The organism is Nonomuraea cypriaca (genome assembly GCF_015645445.1).
Lineage (GTDB): Bacteria > Actinomycetota > Actinomycetes > Streptosporangiales > Streptosporangiaceae > Nonomuraea > Nonomuraea cypriaca.
In genome coordinates this window covers 1-17,848 of the sequence record NZ_JADOGI010000128.1, presented here as the reverse complement: position 1 = coordinate 17,848, position 17,848 = coordinate 1, and the positions used below count along the sequence as shown (strand labels likewise).

Sequence of the window (17,848 nt, the reverse complement as noted above, 5' to 3'; positions counted from 1 at the left end):
CTCAGGGGAGCCGGTTGATGGCGAAGTCGTCGTAGTAGACGCGGCTCTGCGAGTTGTTCACTCCTTCCATGTAGAACCCGAACCTGGGCGGGCCCGTCGCGGTCGAGACATCGTGGTCCACCTGCTCCGCGACGAGCTCATCGCCCAGCCACAGCGCGACCCGCACCTCTCCGTTCCCGCGTGCGCACTCGGCCCGCAGCAGCATGTTCTTCCGGTCGAACCCGGGGACGCGGAGGTCGGGGGTCAGGTCGGACCATTTCGTCGCGGCCACCTTGACGATCTTGGCGAACCCGGCCTGGCTGACCTCCAGGATGTAGGCGAGATCGTCCTTGTCGCTGTCGGTCTTTGAGTATTCGCAGAAGACGCCGTTCCAGCCGCCCGCGCTCTGACTGAGGTCCATCTTGACCGAGACCAGAGCCTGGTCCGGGAGAACGGCGTTCACCGGGGCGGTCGACCACTGGACGTCGTTGGATATGTCCTCCGCCATGGTGTAGCGGCCCTCGCCGGTGTAGCCGCGCGACGTCGTCGGCGAGGTGAAGCCGCTGTTGTTCCAGCCCGACGTGTCGTCCGCGAAGCCATCGGTGTAGAGGGTCTCGGTCGGCTCGGGCGGGGCGGGTGGCAGCGCCCGCAGCCCGGCGACGGCGGCCGCCACCAGCCCCACCGCGACCACCCCGGCCCCCACTCCGGTCGCCAGGTCGCGCAGCCGCCGGCCGGGCGCCGCGGCCGGCGGCGGGGGCAGCGCCACGGTGGCCCCGTACCCCACGCGCAGCCGCAGGGTCCTGGCGACCTCGGCCACTCCCGTGTCGGGGCCGGACAACTCGGCCACCAACTCCTCCGCGGTGGGGCGCGCGGCGGGGTCGCGGGCCAGCGCGGCGCGCACCAGCTCGCGCACCGCGGGCTCCACGCCGTCCAGGTCCGGCTCTTCCCGCATGACCCGGTGGAAGGCGTGCATCATGTTGTCGGCGGCGAAGGGCGACCTGCCCGGCGCCGTGGTGGAGGTGGCGGCGCCCACCACGCACCCCCACGCGAAGATGTCCGCGGCCGGCTCCACCTGCCCGGAGAACAGTTCAGGCGCCATGTATCCCGGGGTGCCCAGCATCTGGCCGGACCGGGTCGTCTGCTCGGTGTCCAGCGCGCGGGAGATACCGAAGTCGATCACTCGCGGGCCGAACGGCGAGAGCAGCACGTTGCCCGGCTTGAGGTCGCGGTGCACGATGCCGGCCTGATGGATGGCGGCCAGCGCGACCGCCACGCCCACCGCGAGCGCCTCGGCGGCGGCTCCGGTCAGCGGACCGTGCTCCTTGACGTGGCGGCCCAGGTCGGGGCCTGGGACGTACTCGGTCACCAGCCAGAGCGGGGCGTCCTCCAGTTGCGCGTCGAGCACCGGCGCCGTGCACCATCGGCTCACCTTGCGCGCCGCCGCCACCTCCCGCCTGAACCGGTGCGGGAACTCGGGGTCGTGCGCGAGGTGCGGCTTGATCACCTTGATCGCGACCAGGCCGGTCGGGCCCTCCGCCAGATAGACGCTGCCCATGCCGCCGGAACCGAGACGGCCGGCGATGCGGTACTGGCCGAGCTCCCGGGGATCTTGATCGCTGAGGGCGGCGACAGTGGGGGAAGCGTAGGGCATCACGCGACGATCATAGATAGCATGCCCGCATATAGGGTGGAGAGTCCTGTCCTGTACACGTAGCCGTGACCTCCGAGAGCGGTGGCCGCCGCAGCCGAGGGAACTCGGCGGCACCGGTCCATCAGTGTGCGGGTCAGGAAGCGGGGATCGTGCCGTTGACGTAGTTGGTCTTCATGGTGCGGGCGATCGACTGCTGCCAGGCCGCCATGTCGGCCTTCAGCTCGGTGGGGGTGCGGGTGCCCGAGCGCAGGTCGGCGATGAAGGCGTCGTACTGGTCGAAGGCCCAGTTCTCGATGCCGAAGGTGTACTTCTGGACGCCGCCCTCGCCGTAGTACCCCTCCCCGTCGGCGGCGTCGCCGGCCAGGGCGACCGTGTCCATGGAGTGATCGGCGTTGCGCCCACAGCTGTATCCGCACGCGTCGTCGTCGGTGTAGTCGTAGACGAGGTGGCGCTTGGCGTTGCTGGCCAGGTACATGTCGGACAGCTCGGCCGGGGTCGTGCCCGCGTACGGGAAGAGCGGGACGAACACGCTTACCGTGGGCTCGCCGAGTGCCACCCACATCGTGGTGAGCTTGCCCTCGTAGGGATCGCCGATCTTCGAGCCGGTGATCACCGTGCCGAACGTGGAGACGAAGCGATTGAGGTGGTAACCGGTCGGCTTCTCCACGGCGGGCAGTTCTCCGACGCTCTTGGCCAGGGACTCGATGGACCACTCCGTGCCCATGCCGTTCGAGCGGACCTCCTTCTGGATGAAGTAGCGGTAGTCCTTCTCGTGCGGGTCGTCCATGCGGATGCCGGCGCGGGTGTGCCGCATGACGCCGCTGGTGGAGTTCTCCCAGTCGTGGACGCCGTCCGGCGTGTCGCCGTTGTTGACCACGACGTCGTTCTCCACGGTCGTGGTCTGCTCGTCCACCAGGTATGGGAACCCGTTGGGCTTGGTCCACTGGACCTTGCTGAAGTTGGTACGCCAGTCGTAGCCCGAGTAGGCGCCGTCGGCGGGGTTGGCGGCGTCCTTGTCATCGGTGTGCGCCGCCGCGTAGTTGCCGTTGACGTCCTGGGCGTACTGGGAGGTGATGTTGTCACGGGTGAAGCTGTCGCCGTCGATCTCGAAGACGGCGGCGTTGCCCCACCGGTCGAAGACGCTGATGATCGTGGAGGTGTTGCGGCCGGTGGCGGCGTTGAAACCGCCGCCGTCGTTGGTGTCGCGCAGCAGTTGCTCCACCTGGTCGACATGCTCGGCGCGGGAGAGAACCAGGTGGTTGAGGTAGCCGCCGGTCATGCCCTTGGCCAGGTCCTGCGAGACCGGGAAGCCATGGCTGGAGGCGAAGGCGGAGGTGAGCGTGTGCCCGGCGACCTGGACCAGGCCGAGGCCGCGGTCGTTGGCGCCGGCCCACGGGATGGTCGTGCCGGTGATCGGGTCCATGCCGGAGGAGCCGAGCGCGCTGACGCCGGTGTAGTCGAAGCGGGAGGTGTAGCGGTCGCCGCTGCCGAAGCTGCCGCCGTCGGCCGGCTTGTGGAACGGGACGACTTTCCAGCCGTCGGGCGTGGACCAGTGGTCACGGTTCTTCCAGACGACCGGGCGGCCGTCCACGGTGGCCATCCCGGTCGCGATGGCGGAGCTGGAGGCGGCGGCGGGCGGGGTGCAGACCAGTACGGTGACCAGCGCCGTCGCGGCGGCGATCAGGGGTTTCCTCATACGGAGGCGGCCTTTCCCAAGAGGTCGGTGAACAGGGCTCGGGACTGCGGGCTGGTGTGGATGAGCTCTTCCGGGTGCCATTGGACGGCCAGGATCCGGTGCCCGGAGTGCTCCAGGCCCTCGATCAGGCCGTCCGGGCTGTAGACGGTGGCGTCCAGGGACTCGGCGAGGAGTTTGACGCCCTGCTTGTGGATGCTGTTGACGCCGAACTCATCCGTGCCGAACAGCTCGCCCAGCCGTCCGCTCTTCGCGGCGACCGTGTGGGCGAGGTCCGTGCGCGACGCGTCGGGCCGATGGGCGATCGTGTACGGCGTACGAGTGAGGTCCTGGTGCAGTTCGCCGCCGAAGTACACGTTGACCACCTGCAGCCCGCGGCAGATCGCCAGCACCGGCAGACCGCGCTCGATGGCCTGGTCGAGCATGGCCCACTCCAGCCGGTCGCGCCCCAGATCGAGCGTCACCGTAACGCCGTCCTCCACCGGTGACTCGTAACGGGCGGGCGCCACCGAAGCGCCGCCGGCGAGGACCAGCGCGGTGGCCTCGGCGGGCAGTTCGAGCGTGTCCTGCGATGGGGTGATCGTGCGCGGAATGCCCCCGCATACCTCGATCGCGGCCTCGTAGGGACGGGCGGGTGTACGGTCTCCGGCCGTGATGATGATCAAGAAAGTCGCTCCGTGAGTCATTTGAGGCCGGTGGTGGCGATGCCCTGCACCAGCCGGCGTTGGAAGAACATGAACAGCAGGAACAGCGGCAGCAGCGACACCAGCGACATCGCGGTCATCGGACCGAGGTCCGAGCCGGCGGTGGCGTCGAGGAACATGCGCAGGCCGACGGGAAGGGTGAATTTCTCCGCGCTGTTGAGATAGATCAACTGCGGCAGATAGTCGTTCCACGTCCAGATGAACGTGAAGATCGCCGTGGTGGCCAGCGCGGGTTTGATCAGGGGCAGCGTGATGTGCCAGTACCTGCGGAAGGGCCCGCAGCCGTCCACGGCCGCCGCCTCGTCCAGCTCGCGCGGCAGCCCGCGCAGGAACTGTACGTTGAGGAAGACGAAGAAGGCGTCCATGGCCAGGAAGTACGGCACGATCAGCGGCAGCGGGCTGTCGACCCAGCCCAGCGCGTGGAAGATGGAGTACTGCGGGATCAGCAGGACGTCCTTGGGCAGCAGCAGCATGCCGATGGTGAGCGCGAAGCACACCGTCCTGCCGCGGAAGCTGAGCCGCGCGAAGGCGTAGGCGGCCAGCGAACACGAGATCACGTTCCCGGCGACCGCCAGGAGCGCGATGACCGTGGAATTGCGCAGGTAGGTGCCGAACGACTCCACTCCCGCGCCGTCCCAGCCCTGGACGAAGTTGTCGAAGGTGGGGTCGGCCGGCAGCAGCGAAACGTTCTGCGCGATCTCGGTGGTCGACTTGAACGCCGTCATGACCATCCAGGCGAGCGGATAGAGCATGACCACGAGCGTCCCGGCGATCGCGACATGGGCGAGACGGTCCTTCATGTGTTGTCCCCGTAGTGAACCCAGCGGCGCGAACCGCGGAACAGGAAGGCCGCGACCACGGCCAGCGCGATCAGCATGAGCCAGGCCATCGCCGAGGCGTAGCCCATGCGGTGGTGGTCGAAGCCCTGCTGGTAGAGGTTGAGCGCGTAGAAGAGGGTGGAGTCGGCCGGGCCGCCGTTGCCGTCGCCGACGAGTTGGGCGGGGGCGAACGTCTGAAACGCGCCGATGATGCCCAGCAGGAGATTGAAGAAGACGATCGGGCTGAGCATCGGCACCGTTACGCTGACGAACTTGCGCAGCCGGCCCGCGCCGTCGAGCGCGGCGGCCTCGTACAGCTCGCCGGGGATCTGCTGGAGCCCGGCGAGGAAGATGACCATCGGCGCGCCGAAGCGCCACACCTCCAGCGCCACGATCGTCCAGATCACCGTCGAGGGGTCGTTGATCCAGGCGCGTTCCGAGACGCCGAACCAGCCGAGCACCCCGTTGACCGGGCCGCCGTAGTCGAACATGGCCCGCCAGGTGATGGACACCGCCACACTGGCGGCCAGCAGGGACGGCAGGTAGAACAGGGAGCGGTAGAGCCCCTTGCCCCGGCGCTCCTTGGCCAGCAGGAGCGCGGCGGCCAGCGCCGCGCCGAGCTGCAAGGGGACAGCGACCAGGACGTACCCGCCGGTGATCAGGATCGAGTGTACGAACCGGTCGTCCTCGGTGAACAACTCCAGATAGTTGGCCGGCCCTATCCAGCGCGGGGACGAGAGCAGGTCGTAGTCGGTGAACGACAGGTACAGCGACCAGCCGAGCGGCGCCACGACCAGCAGGATCAGTCCGGCGGCCCACGGGATCAGGAATGCGTACGCCGCCAGGTCACGCCTGATCAACTGGCTCGTCCCAGCACCTTGCCGGCCTCCTGGACGAATGCCGCCGCGGCCTGCTCGATGCTCGCCTTGCCGAACCAGACGTCCTGGGTGTGCCGGGTGAGCAGGTCGGAGCGGATCTCCTTGCCGCCCGCGGGGTCCGGCGCCGGCGCCTTGCCGCCGTTGCCGGGCTTGCGCAGGTAGTCGACGTACTCGGCGATCTGCTTGTCCTGCGGGTCGAGGCCGGGCATGAGGGAGGAGGCGATGGCGGAGTTCGGCGGAACACCGCGCGACAGGCTCAGGGCCTTACCCGCCTCCGGGTCGTTGAGCAGGAAGTCCACCAGCTGGACGGCTTCGCGCGGATGCTCGCTCTTGGCGTTCACCGCCCAGCTCACCGAGCGCATCAGGTGAACGCCCGGCTGCGCGGCCTCGCCGGGCAGAGGACCGTACCTCCAGTCTTCGCGGGGGAGGCTGACGCTGGTTCCGTACACGCTCATGGCGACCTTTCTGGCGGCCACCGGGTCCTGGGAGACGTCGCCGCCGGCCGAGCCGGTGGTGACGTCGGCGGGCGGGACCACGCCCTTGGTCCGCAGGTCGGCCCAGAACGTCCACCACTCGGCGAGGTCCTCCTTGGTGAAGCCGAGCGCCGTGCCGTCGGGGGAGAACCAGTCCTTGCCCTTCTGGCGCAGGAACACCTGCAGGTGGTTGTGCTGAGCACTGCTGTCGGCCAGTGCCCAGGTGCCCTCTGGCAGCGTGCCGGCCAGCTTGGTGGCCTGGGCCGCGAATTCCTGCCAGCTCGTCTCAGCCGTGGGTGCGGCCATGCCGGCGCCCTCCAGCAGCTTCGGCTGGTAGACCAGGGCCATCGGGCTCGTGCCCGCGGGCACGTCCATCAGCTTGCCGTCCACCGTGCCCTGGGCGAGGAACTCCTCGCCCAGGGTGTCGGTCTTGAGGATGTCCTTGTAGGCGCCGAGGTCGAGCAGCAGCCCCTTGGCGGCGTACGTGCGCACCTGGTCGTCCTGGAAGACGTCGGGCGCCGCGCCGGAGGCGAACTCGGTGTTGAGCTTGTCGTAGTAGCCGGGGAAGGCCGACGGGCGGACCTTCACCTCGATGTCCGGGTGCTTCTTTCTGAACAGGTCGATCGCGGCGTTGGTCGCCTTGGTGCGGTCGGGGTTCCCCCACCAGGCGACGGTCAGCGTGATCTTGTCGCTGGCGGGTTCGCCCGCGGCGCAACCGGTGAGCAGGAGGGTCATGGACGCGAACGTGGCCAGGCAGGAACGCAGCATGAGGGGGCCTTTCGAAGAGCTGCGGTGGATCAGGTGAGAGTGGATTGCTGCAGCCGGAGCGTGAGTTCCCAGTCGGCGCGTAGCGTGTCCAGGACCTGGTTGAGCGAGCGTTCGCTCGGGGCGTGCCGCAGCTCGACCAGTTCAGCCCGCGGCGCCGCGCGCCGCACCACGGCGGCGGCGGCGCTGGTGTGCAGTACGGCGCCGGCCTGCGGCAGGGCACGCAGCAGCGCGTCCTCGTCGTCGTCGGCGACGAAGTCCATAGGCGGGATGCCGGGGTGCCGCTCCTGGATCAGTGCCTCGTAGCTGAGCCGGGTGGCCGGCCTGGCGACCAGGACGAGCCGGTCGCCGTCGCCGAAGCGGCGGATCCGGTCGAACACCTCGGCGTCCAGTTCGGAGGTCAGCGGCAGCACGCGCACAGGCTGCTCGGCCAGCCGCTCCTCGACCTCCCTGACATGGAAGACCAGGCTGATCACGTGGGTGACGCCCTTGGCGCCGGCGCGCCTGAAGTCCTCGATGTCCAGGGCCTCGATGGCGCCGAGGCCCTCGGGCAGCCGCGCCGTCAAGGTGGCCGCGTACCGCTCGGCCGACGCTCGGACGCCGATGAAGGAAACTCGCAGCCCCTGACCGAGCATGGCCAGGCGCTGCCGGACCACCTGCCCGGCGACGGAGGGGGTGATCCCGTCCGCGAGGAGTCCGAGGAGTACGCCGTCCACCTTGGCCACCTGCCGCAGGTCCCATGGGCCGCCGCCGGGCAGCGCGGACGTCGCGGGCAGGGTCACGCGGGTGCCGACGCCCTGACGGGTCTCGGCGAAGCCGGCTTGTACCAGGCCGTCGTACGCCTGACGCGCGGTGTCGACGGCCACACCGAGCCGCTGAGCCAGGGTCCGCACGGCCGGGAGCTTGGCCCCGGGCTGCAGTTCGCCGGTGGCGATGATGTATTCGAGCTGCGTCCGCAGTTGGACCCAGATCGGGATCCCGGAATCCGGGTCTATGCGGAGCCGTTTACCAAGCTCTACACCAGTCATGGAGTGTTATACAACAGTAGAACAGCTTACGTGTCAATGAGCAGGTTCTGCCCAGGCCGGCCCGGCTACGACGACGATGCCGATGAGCTTCGGGCTCCGGGAACGGCTCCCACCACGCCGGCGACCGCCTCGGGCACGGGGTCGCCCGGCACTCCCGCCACCCGTTTGATCACCCACCGCCGTCCGGCCGGCCGGGAGGTCGTGGCGGCGGCCCCGGGCCGTCCCGGTCGTCCCAGGCCAGGCTGTTCGACGACGACGACGTCCCCGGTCCGCACCCGCTCCAGCGGCACCCGCCTGACCGGCACCCGGTCTCCGGCGTGGAGGGCCGGTTCCATGCTCCGCCCCTCCACGTCCACGATCGCCCATGCCCGCCTCAGACCCGCGATCCCCGCTCCGGCCAGGACCAGCACCACGAGCGCCGCCACCACGCCACCGCCCATCCGCCTCAGCCCCCGTCACGCCCGGAAGGGAAGGCACTTCCTGGAGGGAGGACTCCTTCGGGACATTCGGCAGGAAGGACATGTTCGGGAGGGAAGAACGGCACAGGCGCCGGGGCCGGCGCGCGGACGCTGGTGTAGCCGGCGCGGTGCTCGCGCAGCCGGGTGTGCACCTCGTGCTCGGCCTCCGCGTCCAGTCCTGAGCTGGGCTCGTCCAGGATCAGCAGGTCACGCCGGTCCCTCAGCATCGCCCTGGCCAGCGCCAGCCGCTGTCGCGGTTGTCGAGGCGGCCGCGGTGCTCACCGTTCTCGTCCCCGCGACACGGGTGCTGGGGCTGAGCCTGGCCGGGGGGACGCTCGCCCTCTTCGCCGCCGTGCTCGCCCGCGCGCTGCTGAGCGGGCGGCGGTCGTCCTGCGCCTGCTTCGGTACGCGATCCTCGCCGCTCGCCTGGCGGCACGTGGTCAGGAACGGGCTGCTGGGCGCGATGGCGGCCGTCGCGGCCGGGTACGCGGCGACGGCGCCGCCGTTCCGGCCCGACCTGAGCGGTGTCGTGGTCGCGGCCCTGGCCGCGGTGCCGGTCGTCATCGGCGTCGTGGCCCTCGACGATCTGTGGGACCTGCTCGGCGCCGGCTGAGCTCGCGTCAACCGCTGCTTGCCCGGCGGCTCACCGGTTTTTCCCGGTGGAATCGGACGTGACGCCGTGTTCCGCGGGCGTCTGGGAGCGTGGCTCCGCCGGAGGGTCCGGCCTCTTCCCGACGGTCGAACCCTCCGGCGGGGTGTTCGCGGCCGGCAGTCGCAGCACGAAGCGCGCGCCCCGCGGTGAGTCCTCGATCACCAACGTCCCGTCGTGGGCGTGCGCGATGTCGCGGGAGATGGCCAGGCCGAGCCCGCTGCCTCCGGGTTCGCGGCGCCGGCTGTCCTCCAGGCGGACGAAGCGCTCGAAGACGCGTTCACGGTCCTGGGGCGCGATGCCGTCGCCGTCGTCGGTCACCGTGACGACCGCCTGGTCGCCGACGCGCCCGGCGGTGACGTCGATCCTGCTGCGGGTGTGGCGCCTGGCGTTGGCGAGGAGGTTGTCCAGGACGCGGATCAGCTGGATCCTGTTGCCTTGAAGGGTGACTCCGGGGGTGGCGTCCACGTGGATCGGCACGCCGCCGGGGACGGTTCGTGACGCCGCTTCCTCCTTGACGAGCGCGGCGAGGTCGATCGGCTCGCGGGCCGTGGGCCCGCCGGAGCGGAGGCGGGCCAGCACCAGCAGGTCGTCGACGATCGTCTCCAGGCGCTCGGTGATCGGCAACGCCTCGTCGATGGTTTCGCGAGGGTCGACGTCGCCGGGGTAGAGCACCGCCTCCTCCAGCCGGGTACGCAGTCCGGCGAGCGGGGTCCTGAGCTCGTGGGAGGCGGTGGACGCGAACCGGCGTTGCTGCTTCACCGCCTCTTCCAGCTGGGCCAGCGTCTCGTTGACGGTGCCGGCGAGCCGCGCGTACTCGCTGTGGCCCGGCGGCGTGGGCACCCGGAGGCTCAGATCGCTCACGGTGATCTCGGACAGCCGCTCCCGGATGGCCGCCACCTGGCGCAGACTCCGGCCGGCCAGCCACCAGTTCCCCCACGCCACGAGGGCGGTGCCCAGGACGACTCCCGCGCCGGTGAGGTACTCCAGCCGCCACGTGGCCAGGATGGGAGGCTCCTTCATCCCCACATAGATGAAGTGGGGCTCACCCCGCCAGAGCTGCTCGGTCACCAGCGAAGGGACCCGGAGGGCGGTCACCATGACGCACCCGTCCGCGGTGCACTCGGTGCGATGTTGTTCCGGGTCGTCGGCAGGCGGCCTCAGCGTGGTCAGGGGCGCTCTGCCCGCCGCCGCGGCGCTGGCCGTCACCACCTGGCCGTGGGAGTCGACGAGTTGGAGGAGGTCGATCCGCGTCTCAGGAACAGGCTGCTCAGCGGGGCCGGAGGGGAGGGACTGGAGCCATCCCGCGGCGACCCGCAGCGAATCCTGGAAGACGGCTTCCTCGGCTCTGTTCAGTACCAGGAAATCGACGCTGGCGCCGATCACGGTAAGGAAGACCAACACCAGGGCCGTGACACCCAGCGTGGTGCGTGCGCGAAGAGAATCTGGGAGAAATGATGCCCGGCTGCCACCCACGGTGGCCCGTCCCTTCCGTAAAGGTCCAGGTCAGCTCACACTTCCGAAGGTAATGGCCAAACCACCCACTCTGCCGGTCCTGCCCATGTCCGCGCCAAAACTTGGCCCAGACATTACGACCGCCAGGGCAGATCTTTCCCGACCGGCAGATCGTCGCCAAGGAGAGGCCACCACCGGTAGCCCTCGGTCTCGACCAGATGCCGGATCGGGTGGTGGGCTCGGGGGTCATGCCGGGGTCCGACAAGAGTTCCGACTTGGAGTCCATTGCAGAGTCGCCTGATATGTCACATTCTGTATGCAGTATGTCCCGGCCAGCAGAGAGGGAGACCCAATGAGGCGCAAGGGCCGACTTTTAGCAGTCGCCGCCTTCCTCGTCCTGCTCAACGCGAGCCCCGGGATGGGACTCGCGCAACCTCAACCAGGCTCAGACACCCCCTTCGGCAAGCCGACTGCCGACGTGCCCAATCCAGGGGTGAACAACGAAGCGGTTCCGGCGACCCGTCCCGCCGGCTACCTCGACCAGACGCGCTCGGAGGTGCTGGCGCGCAACGGCATCGCCGCCACGAGCAACCCGCTCGCCACCGCGGCGGCGGAGCGGATCCTGCTCGACGGGGGGAACGCGATCGACGCCGCCGTCGCGGCGTCGGCGACGCTGGGCACCGTCGAGCCCATGAGTACGGGCATGGGCGGCGACCTGTTCGCGATCGTCTGGTCGGCCAAGGACAAGAAGCTCTACTCGCTGGCGTCGAGCGGATGGGCGCCCAAGGCGTGGACGGTCGACTACTTCAAGAACACGCTCGGCGTCGACGAGGTCCCCAGCAGGGGGATCAACTCCGCGGTCATCCCCGGCACCGTCTCCGGATGGGACGCGCTGTTGAAGCGCTTCGGCAGCATGGGGTTCAGGGAGGTGCTGGAACCGGCCGCCTCGTACGCGGAGGACGGCTTCCCCATCCACGAGGTGATGCACGGCCAGTGGAGATCGGCCGTCAACTCGCTCAGGGAGGACCCGGACTCGGCGAAGACCTGGCTTCCCGGCGGGCAGGCCCCCGAGCTCTACAGCGTCTTCCGCAACCCGGACATGGCACGCGCGCTGCGCCTGATCCAGAAGAACGGTCGTGACGCGTTCTACAAGGGCGAGATCGCCAGGGCCGTCGTCGCGAAGTCCGAGGCGGCCGGCGGTGTGATCGCCCTGGACGACCTGGCGCGATACCAGTCGGAGTGGGTGACGCCCCTCTCCACCGAATACCACGGCTACCGGGTGCACCAGTTGCCGCCGCCCGGCCAGGGATTCGCCGCCCTGGAAATGCTGAACGTCCTCGACGTGTGCGCCCCGCGGCTCGGGTTCGACCTCGCCGCGCTGGGACCACGCGACCCTCAGTACTGGCACCTCCTCATCGAGGCGAAGAAACTCGCCTACTCCGACCTGCACCGCTACAACGCCGACCCCACGTTCGATCCGCCGCCGCTCGACCGCCTGCTCTCCAAGGAGTACGCGGCGACGCTGTGCGACAGAATCGACCCCGGCCGCGCGACGCCGCCCGAGATCGACGGAACCGACATGGGCAGCACGGTCTACTTCGCCACCGCGGACCGCTGGGGGAACATGGTCTCGCTGGTGAACAGCAACTACTCCGGCTTCGGGTCCAGAGTCACGATCCCGGGCTACGGGTTCGTCTTGGCCAATCGCGGATCCGGCTTCACGCTCGACGAGACCCATCCCAACGTGGTGGAGCCGCGCAAACGGCCCTTCATCACCATCATCGCCAGCTTCATCACCAAGGACGACAAGCCGGTGATGGCGTTCGGGAACATGGGCGGCGGCACCCAGCCGCAGGCCCACGCGCAGCACGTCGTCAACATGATCGATCACGGCATGAACGTCCAGGCCACGACCGACGTCGCGCGGTTCGACCACAGCCAGGAGAACGACGTCACCAGCCTGGACACGTACTTGTACGATCTCGTCGGCCCGAAACTCCAGGAGATGGGCCACCGCCTCAACCGGGCGAACGGCCACGCGGGCGGCTACCAGGGGATCCTCTTCGAGCCGGATCCACGCCTTCCCACGCCCATCCTGCCGAAGGACACCGGCCCCCGTACCGGTGACGCCTACGAACGCCCGGTGAACGGCGTCTACCGGGCCGGCTCCGATCGGCGGAAGGACGGCCACGCCGGAGGCTGGTAGCCGGGCGGCCGCACCGGGGGAGTCCGTGGTCCACACGGACCACGGACTCCCTCCGCCCCGCCCTCCGCCCTCCGCCCGTCGTCCGGCGGGAGGTTGCCAAGTGAATCTTCCACTCATAGCGTTGATTTCACCCGTGCGATGGGAGGCCCTGGTGCCCGACCACACGCCGAGGTCGCGGACGGCCTTCCGCCGCGCCGACGACGGCGCCCGTGCGAACCTCTCCCCCCGCCGGCTTGCGCCGCGCCAGGTGTCCGGTGACGCCATCCCCTGGAGGAATCGATGAAGTTCAGCTATGTGATGCTCCCCGACTACCCGCTGCAGGACTCCCTGGCGTCGATCAGGCTGGCCGACGAGCTGGGATTCCACGCGTGCTACGCGGCCGACGAGACCTGGCACAAGGATCTGTGGCTGCTCTTCGCCGCCGCGTCGCTCCAGACGAGCCGGATCAGGTTCGGGCCGAGCGTCTCCTCGGTCCTGCTCCGCGAACCGTCCCTGATCGCGCAGGCGGCCGCCACCCTCGACGAGCTCAGCGGCGGCCGCGCCGAGGTCGTGCTGTCCAGCGGCAACTTCGGGTTGCTCGCGCAGTACGCCATCGACTGGACCACCACCAGGCCGCTGTCCAGGGTCAAGGAGGCCGCCCACGTCGTACGTACGCTGCTCGACGAGGGGGCGATCACCCACGAGGGCGAGTTCTTCACCTACGACGGGCTGTTCACCTTCGCCCGCCCGGTGCAGGATCGCGTGCCGGTGAAGATGGGCGCGATGCGGGGCCCGAAGTCCTTCCAGGCGGCCGGCGAGCTGTCCGACGGCGTCCACCACGCGCTCAGCTACACACGCGAGGCGTACGACTACGCGGTGCGGAACTTCAGGACCGGCGCCGAGAGGGCGGGGAAGGACTGGGCCTCCATGGACATCGGAGCCTGGGTGGTCTTCGCGACCGGCCCGAACTCCGCCGTGGCGAAGGAGGCGGCGCGGAGCATGGTCGGGCTGTACGCATCGTCCATGCCCGCGGAACAACTGGAACGCAACGGGGTCGACCCGTCGGCCATGAAGCCCATTGTCGACGCCCTGGGGGCGGGAGATCTCAGCAGGGCGATCGAGCTCACCACCCCCGAGCTGGGCGAGCGCCTGTCGATCGCCGGGACGCCCGAAGAGTGCGTGGCGAAGATCAAGCGTGAGATCGAGCCCTCCGGCGTCAACCACATGATCCTGGCCGTCACCGACGCCACCCTGGTCAAGCAGTTCATGGGCAGGGAGCTGCCCGAGGTCGCCGACGTGGACACCCAGCTCAGGCTGATCCACGAAAGGATCATGCCGACGTTCGCGTGATGTCGCGGCTACGTGTCGCGGACCTCGACGTTCACGTGGGCCCGCCAGGCGCCGGCGGTTCTGCCGAAGCGCAGCCCGTACATGGCGACCGCCATGGGCGCCGTACGCAGGTGGTCCGCCATGGTGACCGTGGCCAGTCGTACCTCGATCTGGCCCTGGGTGGTCTTCGTACGCTCGTCGACGGACACGTCCACCGCCACCCGACGGCCCTCCGCCTGGCGGATCACCTCGCCCAGCACCGCGGCGAGCAGCGTTTCGTCGTCCTCCTCCGCCGAGACGAGCACGACGCAGTCGTCAGGGACGGCGTCGCCCACGTCGGTGATGGTCTCCACCAGTGCCCGCACCGCCTCCGCCAGGCACTCCTCGCGGGTGTCCGCCCACGCCTCCACCTCGATGCCGGCGATGTGCGACACCGCGCGATGTCCCCTGCTCACCCGTAGCCGTCCATGCAGCTCAGACTCTCACGACCGGGGCTTCCCGACGTGGCCGCCGGGCACGCTCGGACCTCGGGTTGACATACTGCGCCCTATGACGTCCCAGCCCCACGACACTCCTGGCCCCCGGCGGACGACCAGCCGGACGGACTGGATCACCACGCCCATCGATCCGCGCCTCCTGCGCGGCGCCCTCGACGTGGAACGCACCGCGCACGGCCTGCTGCCGCACCGGCTGCCTGCCCGGGCACGGAAGCAGATCCCCGATGGGCAGCTGGCCATGGCCGAGGCTCAGCCCTCCGGCGTGCGCGTCGTCTTCCGTACCCGGGCGACGGCCGTCGAGCTGGACGTGCTCGCCACCAAGCGGGCCTACCCGGGCGTCCCGCCCGTTCCCGACGGCGTGTACGAGCTGCTCGCCGACGGCCGTCACACCGGCAGGGCCGTCGTGTCCGGCGGCAACGTACAGACCATCGACCTGGCCACCCAGTCCGCCGTCACCACGCCGGGCCCGCCCGGCACCGCCCGGTTCCCCGGCCTGCCCGCGGGCGAGAAGGACATCGAGATCTGGCTGCCGCACAACGAGGTCACCGAGCTCATCGCCCTGCGCACCGACGCCCCGGTCGAGGCCGTGGCGGACGGCGGCCGCAAGGTGTGGCTGCACCACGGCAGTTCGATCAGCCACGGATCCAACGCCGGCGCCCCCACCGAGATCTGGCCGGCCGTGGCCGCCGCCCTGGGCGGGGCCGACGTGGTCAATCTCGGGTTCGGCGGCAGCGCGCTGCTCGATCCATTCACCGCGCGGGCCATGCGGGACACCGCCGCGGACCTGATCAGCATCAAGATCGGCATCAACCTGGCCAACACCGACCTGATGCGCCTGCGCGCGTTCGGCCCGGCGGTCCACGGCTTCCTCGACACCATCCGCGAGGGGCACCCCACCACACCGCTGCTGGTCGTCTCTCCCATCCTCTGCCCCGTCCAAGAGGACACGCCCGGCCCCCTCGTACCGGACTTCGACACCCCGAAGCTGCGGTTCCGCGCCGTCGGCGATCCTTCTGACCGTACGCGGCTGACGCTCACCATCATCAGGAACGAACTGGCCCGCATCACCGCGGAGCGGGCGGCCGAGGACCCGTACCTGCACTACCTCGACGGCCGTGAGCTCTACGGCGATGCCGACTACGCCGAACTGCCGCTGCCCGACGAGATCCACCCCGACACCGCCGCGCACCGCCGCATCGGCGAGCGCTTCGCCGAGCACGCCTTCGGCGACGGCGGCCCCTTCACCACCAAGAACGTCTGACGCGCCTGACGGGCTTCACGGCCTGACGGGGGCCGGAAGGCAGTCAGCCGGCGGGGAGGGTCGGTGGCCGGGAGGTCCCGGGGCTGGGGCTGGGCGATGGGAGTACGGTCAGGGCCAGGGACAAGGCGAGGCGATCGCCCGGTGTGTCGAGGTCGAGGCTGGCCAGCGCGGCGAGGCGGTGAAGGCGGGCGCGGATCGTCTCCCTGTGCACTCCTGCCGCCGCCGCGGCCGGGTCCCATCGGTAGTTGGCCGCGACCCACGCCCTGGCGGCGGCCAGCAGGGCGTCGGCGTCCGGCGCGGCGGTCACCGGCGTGAGGAGCGCGTCCGAGAAGCGGGCGGCGGCGGGGGAGGCGAGCAGGCGGTCCAGCTCCATGGCGGGCGTGTCGGCGTAGTGCACCACGGGGCGATCCGCCGTGGTCAGGCCGACGGCGAGGAGCGCCTGCCTGATTCCGGCCGTCGCATCGGCGGGCGGCCTGGGCATCGACACCCCGGCACGTGCGCTCCCGAGCAGACCAGGCAGCCGTTCCGCGCCGAAGCCGGGGGTCGCCAGCACCACCGCCGGGTCGCGGGAGGCCGGCCAGCCGCCGGCGGCGACGATCCTGGCCGTGGCCTGGCGGTGCCCCGGCCCGGCCAGCGCCACGGCGACCATCTCGGCCGGCAGCGGAAGGTCGATCACCGCCGCCACCCGGGCCGCCGAACGCGGGTCCCCTTCGGCGAGCAGGCCGCCCACCACGCCGCGCAGCTCTCGATCTCCGCCCCTTTCCAGCACGGTGAGCAGGGCGGCGGCGGTGCCGACGACACCGGCCGTCCAGTTCGGCCGCTCCGCCACCATCGCGGCGCCCACGCACAGCGTGCCGCGACGTTCCCTGGCCGGTCCGAGCGGCACGGCGGTCACCGGTACGCCGTCCAGTTCGTCCTGCAGCATGTGGAGAGATCTGTGGTCCGCACGCCTGGCCAGCGTGGACAGCGCCGCGCCTGACGGCCCTTCACCGTGGGGCGCGCGCAGGGTCACCGCGTGCCCGCCGTCCAGGACGGCCACCCATCCGCGCAGCTCGCGGGCCAGCCTGTCGGTGACCGCCTGCCGGCCGGCGCGGCCCGCCTCCGCGAGCCGCTGCTGCACCCGCCGGGCCTGCTCGGCCTCGCTGCGTGCCTCGGCGGCGTTCAGGTCGGCCACCGCCCGGTCCACGGCCACGAACGGCGTACGTACCGGGACCTCCAGGAGGGTGAGCCGGTGGCGGCGGGTGGCTCGGATCACCTCGGCGGGGATCTCGGTGAACCAGGGGTCGAGCCCGAAGCCCACCGCCCTGGCGTCCGCGGCGGCCAGCCGGGCGGCCCACGTCTGGGCCGCGCCGGTGCGGTCGGGCTCGTCGCGCAGCCACATGCCGCTGGTCAGCAGCAGTTCGGCCCCGTCCAGCCAGGGGGCGGGATCGGGCAGCTCGGACACCGCCACCCAGCGCACCGGATGGTCCAGCCCCTCATGCCCGAGCACCACCCGCAACCCCAGCCGGGCATCTGCCACGAGCTGCCTGATCGTCACCGCCATGACGTCATCGTCCCCCGCGCCGCTCGGGTTCTGTCCGGACGCCGGCCGTGAGTTGCCTGGTTGTCACCGCCATGGCGTCATCGCCTCCCGCGCCGGCTGTGAGTTGCCTGGTTGTCACCGCCATGGCGTCATCGCTCCCCGTGCCGGTCGGTGTCGTATCACTCGACGCGCTCGGTGCCGCGTCATTCCGTCGCCGGTCTCTCCAACCTAGTCCCGTCCCGCGTGGGCGTCGCGTGCCCTGCCGGGTCGGTGGGGGAGGGAGGGGCGAGCAGGGCGGCGGTGAACAGGTCGGCGCGCCGCCGGGCGAGCTGGGGTTTCGCCGCGCAGGTCGCGCCCATGCCATCGGGACCACGCAGCGGGCAGCGCAGCGAGGTCCAGCCCGGCCCGGTGGCGAGGACCTCCTGGCGCGGCACCGCGACGTGGTCGGGCGCGAACACGCCGCCGGGCACCGGGCCGGCGTTGGCCAGCGCTATCCACAGGTG

17 protein-coding genes are annotated in these 17,848 nt (G+C 70.5%); 4 read left to right on the top strand and 13 right to left on the bottom strand.

Features of this window, described 5'->3' with window-relative positions; translation table 11 throughout:
• Nucleotide 1 precedes the first annotated feature (1 nt).
• The 9 genes from ITP53_RS33870 to ITP53_RS60540 all read right to left on the bottom strand — a co-directional run bounded on the left by ITP53_RS33870 (nt 2) and on the right by ITP53_RS60540 (nt 8,674).
• Nucleotides 2-1,630, bottom strand: a complete 1,629-nt coding sequence (locus ITP53_RS33870; RefSeq protein ID WP_236051456.1) for a serine/threonine-protein kinase — start codon at nt 1,628-1,630, stop codon at nt 2-4.
• A gap of 133 nt (nt 1,631-1,763) precedes the next feature.
• Nucleotides 1,764-3,326 carry a C45 family peptidase gene (locus ITP53_RS33865; protein ID WP_195899533.1) on the bottom strand — a complete coding sequence of 521 codons (1,563 nt, stop codon included), beginning with the start codon at nt 3,324-3,326 and terminating at the stop codon, nt 1,764-1,766.
• Nucleotides 3,323-3,988: a gamma-glutamyl-gamma-aminobutyrate hydrolase family protein gene (locus ITP53_RS33860; protein ID WP_195899532.1), complete on the bottom strand. Its 666-nt coding sequence runs from the start codon at nt 3,986-3,988 to the stop codon at nt 3,323-3,325. The genes ITP53_RS33865 and ITP53_RS33860 overlap by 4 nt, the downstream gene beginning before the upstream one ends.
• Nucleotides 3,989-4,005: 17 nt before the next feature.
• Nucleotides 4,006-4,827, bottom strand: coding sequence for a carbohydrate ABC transporter permease (locus tag ITP53_RS33855; protein WP_195899531.1), 822 nt, complete (start codon nt 4,825-4,827; stop codon nt 4,006-4,008).
• A complete protein-coding gene (locus ITP53_RS33850) occupies nt 4,824-5,705 on the bottom strand; it encodes a carbohydrate ABC transporter permease (protein WP_207756776.1) in 882 nt (293 codons plus the stop codon). Before ITP53_RS33850 ends, ITP53_RS33855 begins: the two co-directional genes overlap by 4 nt.
• Nucleotides 5,702-6,964: an ABC transporter substrate-binding protein gene (locus ITP53_RS33845; protein WP_195899530.1), complete on the bottom strand. Its 1,263-nt coding sequence runs from the start codon at nt 6,962-6,964 to the stop codon at nt 5,702-5,704. The genes ITP53_RS33850 and ITP53_RS33845 overlap by 4 nt, the downstream gene beginning before the upstream one ends.
• 29 nt (nt 6,965-6,993) lie before the next feature.
• Entirely contained in the window at nt 6,994-7,989 is a 996-nt protein-coding gene (locus ITP53_RS56320; RefSeq protein WP_207756774.1) for a GntR family transcriptional regulator, read from the bottom strand.
• Between the two features lie 65 nt (nt 7,990-8,054).
• Nucleotides 8,055-8,429 (bottom strand): S26 family signal peptidase, encoded by a 375-nt coding sequence (locus tag ITP53_RS33835; protein ID WP_195899529.1) that lies wholly within the window; start codon nt 8,427-8,429, stop codon nt 8,055-8,057.
• Between the two features lie 5 nt (nt 8,430-8,434).
• Complete coding sequence (locus ITP53_RS60540) at nt 8,435-8,674, bottom strand: P-loop NTPase family protein (protein WP_195899528.1); 240 nt, start codon at nt 8,672-8,674, stop codon at nt 8,435-8,437.
• Nucleotides 8,675-8,721: 47 nt separating this feature from the next.
• Here ITP53_RS60540 and ITP53_RS33825 point away from each other — a divergent pair, with 47 nt between their 5' ends.
• Entirely contained in the window at nt 8,722-9,060 is a 339-nt protein-coding gene (locus ITP53_RS33825; RefSeq protein WP_195899527.1) for a MauE/DoxX family redox-associated membrane protein, read from the top strand.
• A 30-nt stretch (nt 9,061-9,090) separates the two neighbouring features.
• Here ITP53_RS33825 and ITP53_RS33820 read toward each other — a convergent pair whose 3' ends face one another.
• Nucleotides 9,091-10,500: a sensor histidine kinase gene (locus ITP53_RS33820; protein ID WP_195899526.1), complete on the bottom strand. Its 1,410-nt coding sequence runs from the start codon at nt 10,498-10,500 to the stop codon at nt 9,091-9,093.
• 403 nt (nt 10,501-10,903) lie between these two features.
• Here ITP53_RS33820 and ggt point away from each other — a divergent pair, with 403 nt between their 5' ends.
• On the top strand, nt 10,904-12,757 hold the full coding sequence (gene ggt, locus ITP53_RS33815) for a gamma-glutamyltransferase (protein ID WP_195899525.1): 1,854 nt from the start codon (nt 10,904-10,906) through the stop codon (nt 12,755-12,757).
• 279 nt (nt 12,758-13,036) lie between these two features.
• The gene (locus ITP53_RS33810) at nt 13,037-14,086 is read left to right on the top strand and encodes an LLM class flavin-dependent oxidoreductase (protein WP_195899524.1); all 1,050 of its coding nucleotides are present in this window, start codon (nt 13,037-13,039) and stop codon (nt 14,084-14,086) included.
• 8 nt (nt 14,087-14,094) lie between these two features.
• Here ITP53_RS33810 and ITP53_RS33805 read toward each other — a convergent pair whose 3' ends face one another.
• The gene (locus tag ITP53_RS33805; RefSeq protein WP_195899523.1) at nt 14,095-14,520 is read right to left on the bottom strand and encodes an archease; all 426 of its coding nucleotides are present in this window, start codon (nt 14,518-14,520) and stop codon (nt 14,095-14,097) included.
• A 94-nt stretch (nt 14,521-14,614) separates the two neighbouring features.
• Between ITP53_RS33805 and ITP53_RS33800 the strand changes: the two genes are divergently transcribed.
• Nucleotides 14,615-15,823, top strand: coding sequence for a GDSL-type esterase/lipase family protein (locus tag ITP53_RS33800; protein WP_195899522.1), 1,209 nt, complete (start codon nt 14,615-14,617; stop codon nt 15,821-15,823).
• 43 nt (nt 15,824-15,866) lie between these two features.
• Here the strand turns inward: ITP53_RS33800 and ITP53_RS33795 are convergent, their stop codons facing one another.
• Entirely contained in the window at nt 15,867-17,366 is a 1,500-nt protein-coding gene (locus ITP53_RS33795) for a PucR family transcriptional regulator (protein WP_195899521.1), read from the bottom strand.
• A gap of 182 nt (nt 17,367-17,548) precedes the next feature.
• The coding region (locus ITP53_RS33790; protein WP_195899520.1) for a hypothetical protein at nt 17,549-17,848 on the bottom strand (300 nt) is incomplete at its 5' end.

Excerpts from the sequence above, each read along its gene's own strand:
- ggt (WP_195899525.1), top strand. The coding sequence starts at position 10,904 with ATGAGGCGCAAGGGCCGACTTTTAGCAGTCGCCGCCTTCCTCGTCCTG.
- ITP53_RS56320 (WP_207756774.1), bottom strand. The coding sequence starts at position 7,989 with ATGACTGGTGTAGAGCTTGGTAAACGGCTCCGCATAGACCCGGATTCC.
- ITP53_RS33870 (WP_236051456.1), bottom strand. The coding sequence starts at position 1,630 with ATGCCCTACGCTTCCCCCACTGTCGCCGCCCTCAGCGATCAAGATCCC.
- ITP53_RS33835 (WP_195899529.1), bottom strand. The coding sequence starts at position 8,429 with ATGGGCGGTGGCGTGGTGGCGGCGCTCGTGGTGCTGGTCCTGGCCGGA.
- ITP53_RS33810 (WP_195899524.1), top strand. The coding sequence starts at position 13,037 with ATGAAGTTCAGCTATGTGATGCTCCCCGACTACCCGCTGCAGGACTCC.
- ITP53_RS33800 (WP_195899522.1), top strand. The coding sequence starts at position 14,615 with ATGACGTCCCAGCCCCACGACACTCCTGGCCCCCGGCGGACGACCAGC.
- ITP53_RS33795 (WP_195899521.1), bottom strand. The coding sequence starts at position 17,366 with ATGGCGGTGACGATCAGGCAGCTCGTGGCAGATGCCCGGCTGGGGTTG.
- ITP53_RS60540 (WP_195899528.1), bottom strand. The coding sequence starts at position 8,674 with ATGCTGAGGGACCGGCGTGACCTGCTGATCCTGGACGAGCCCAGCTCA.
- ITP53_RS33855 (WP_195899531.1), bottom strand. The coding sequence starts at position 4,827 with ATGAAGGACCGTCTCGCCCATGTCGCGATCGCCGGGACGCTCGTGGTC.
- ITP53_RS33865 (WP_195899533.1), bottom strand. The coding sequence starts at position 3,326 with ATGAGGAAACCCCTGATCGCCGCCGCGACGGCGCTGGTCACCGTACTG.
- ITP53_RS33845 (WP_195899530.1), bottom strand. The coding sequence starts at position 6,964 with ATGCTGCGTTCCTGCCTGGCCACGTTCGCGTCCATGACCCTCCTGCTC.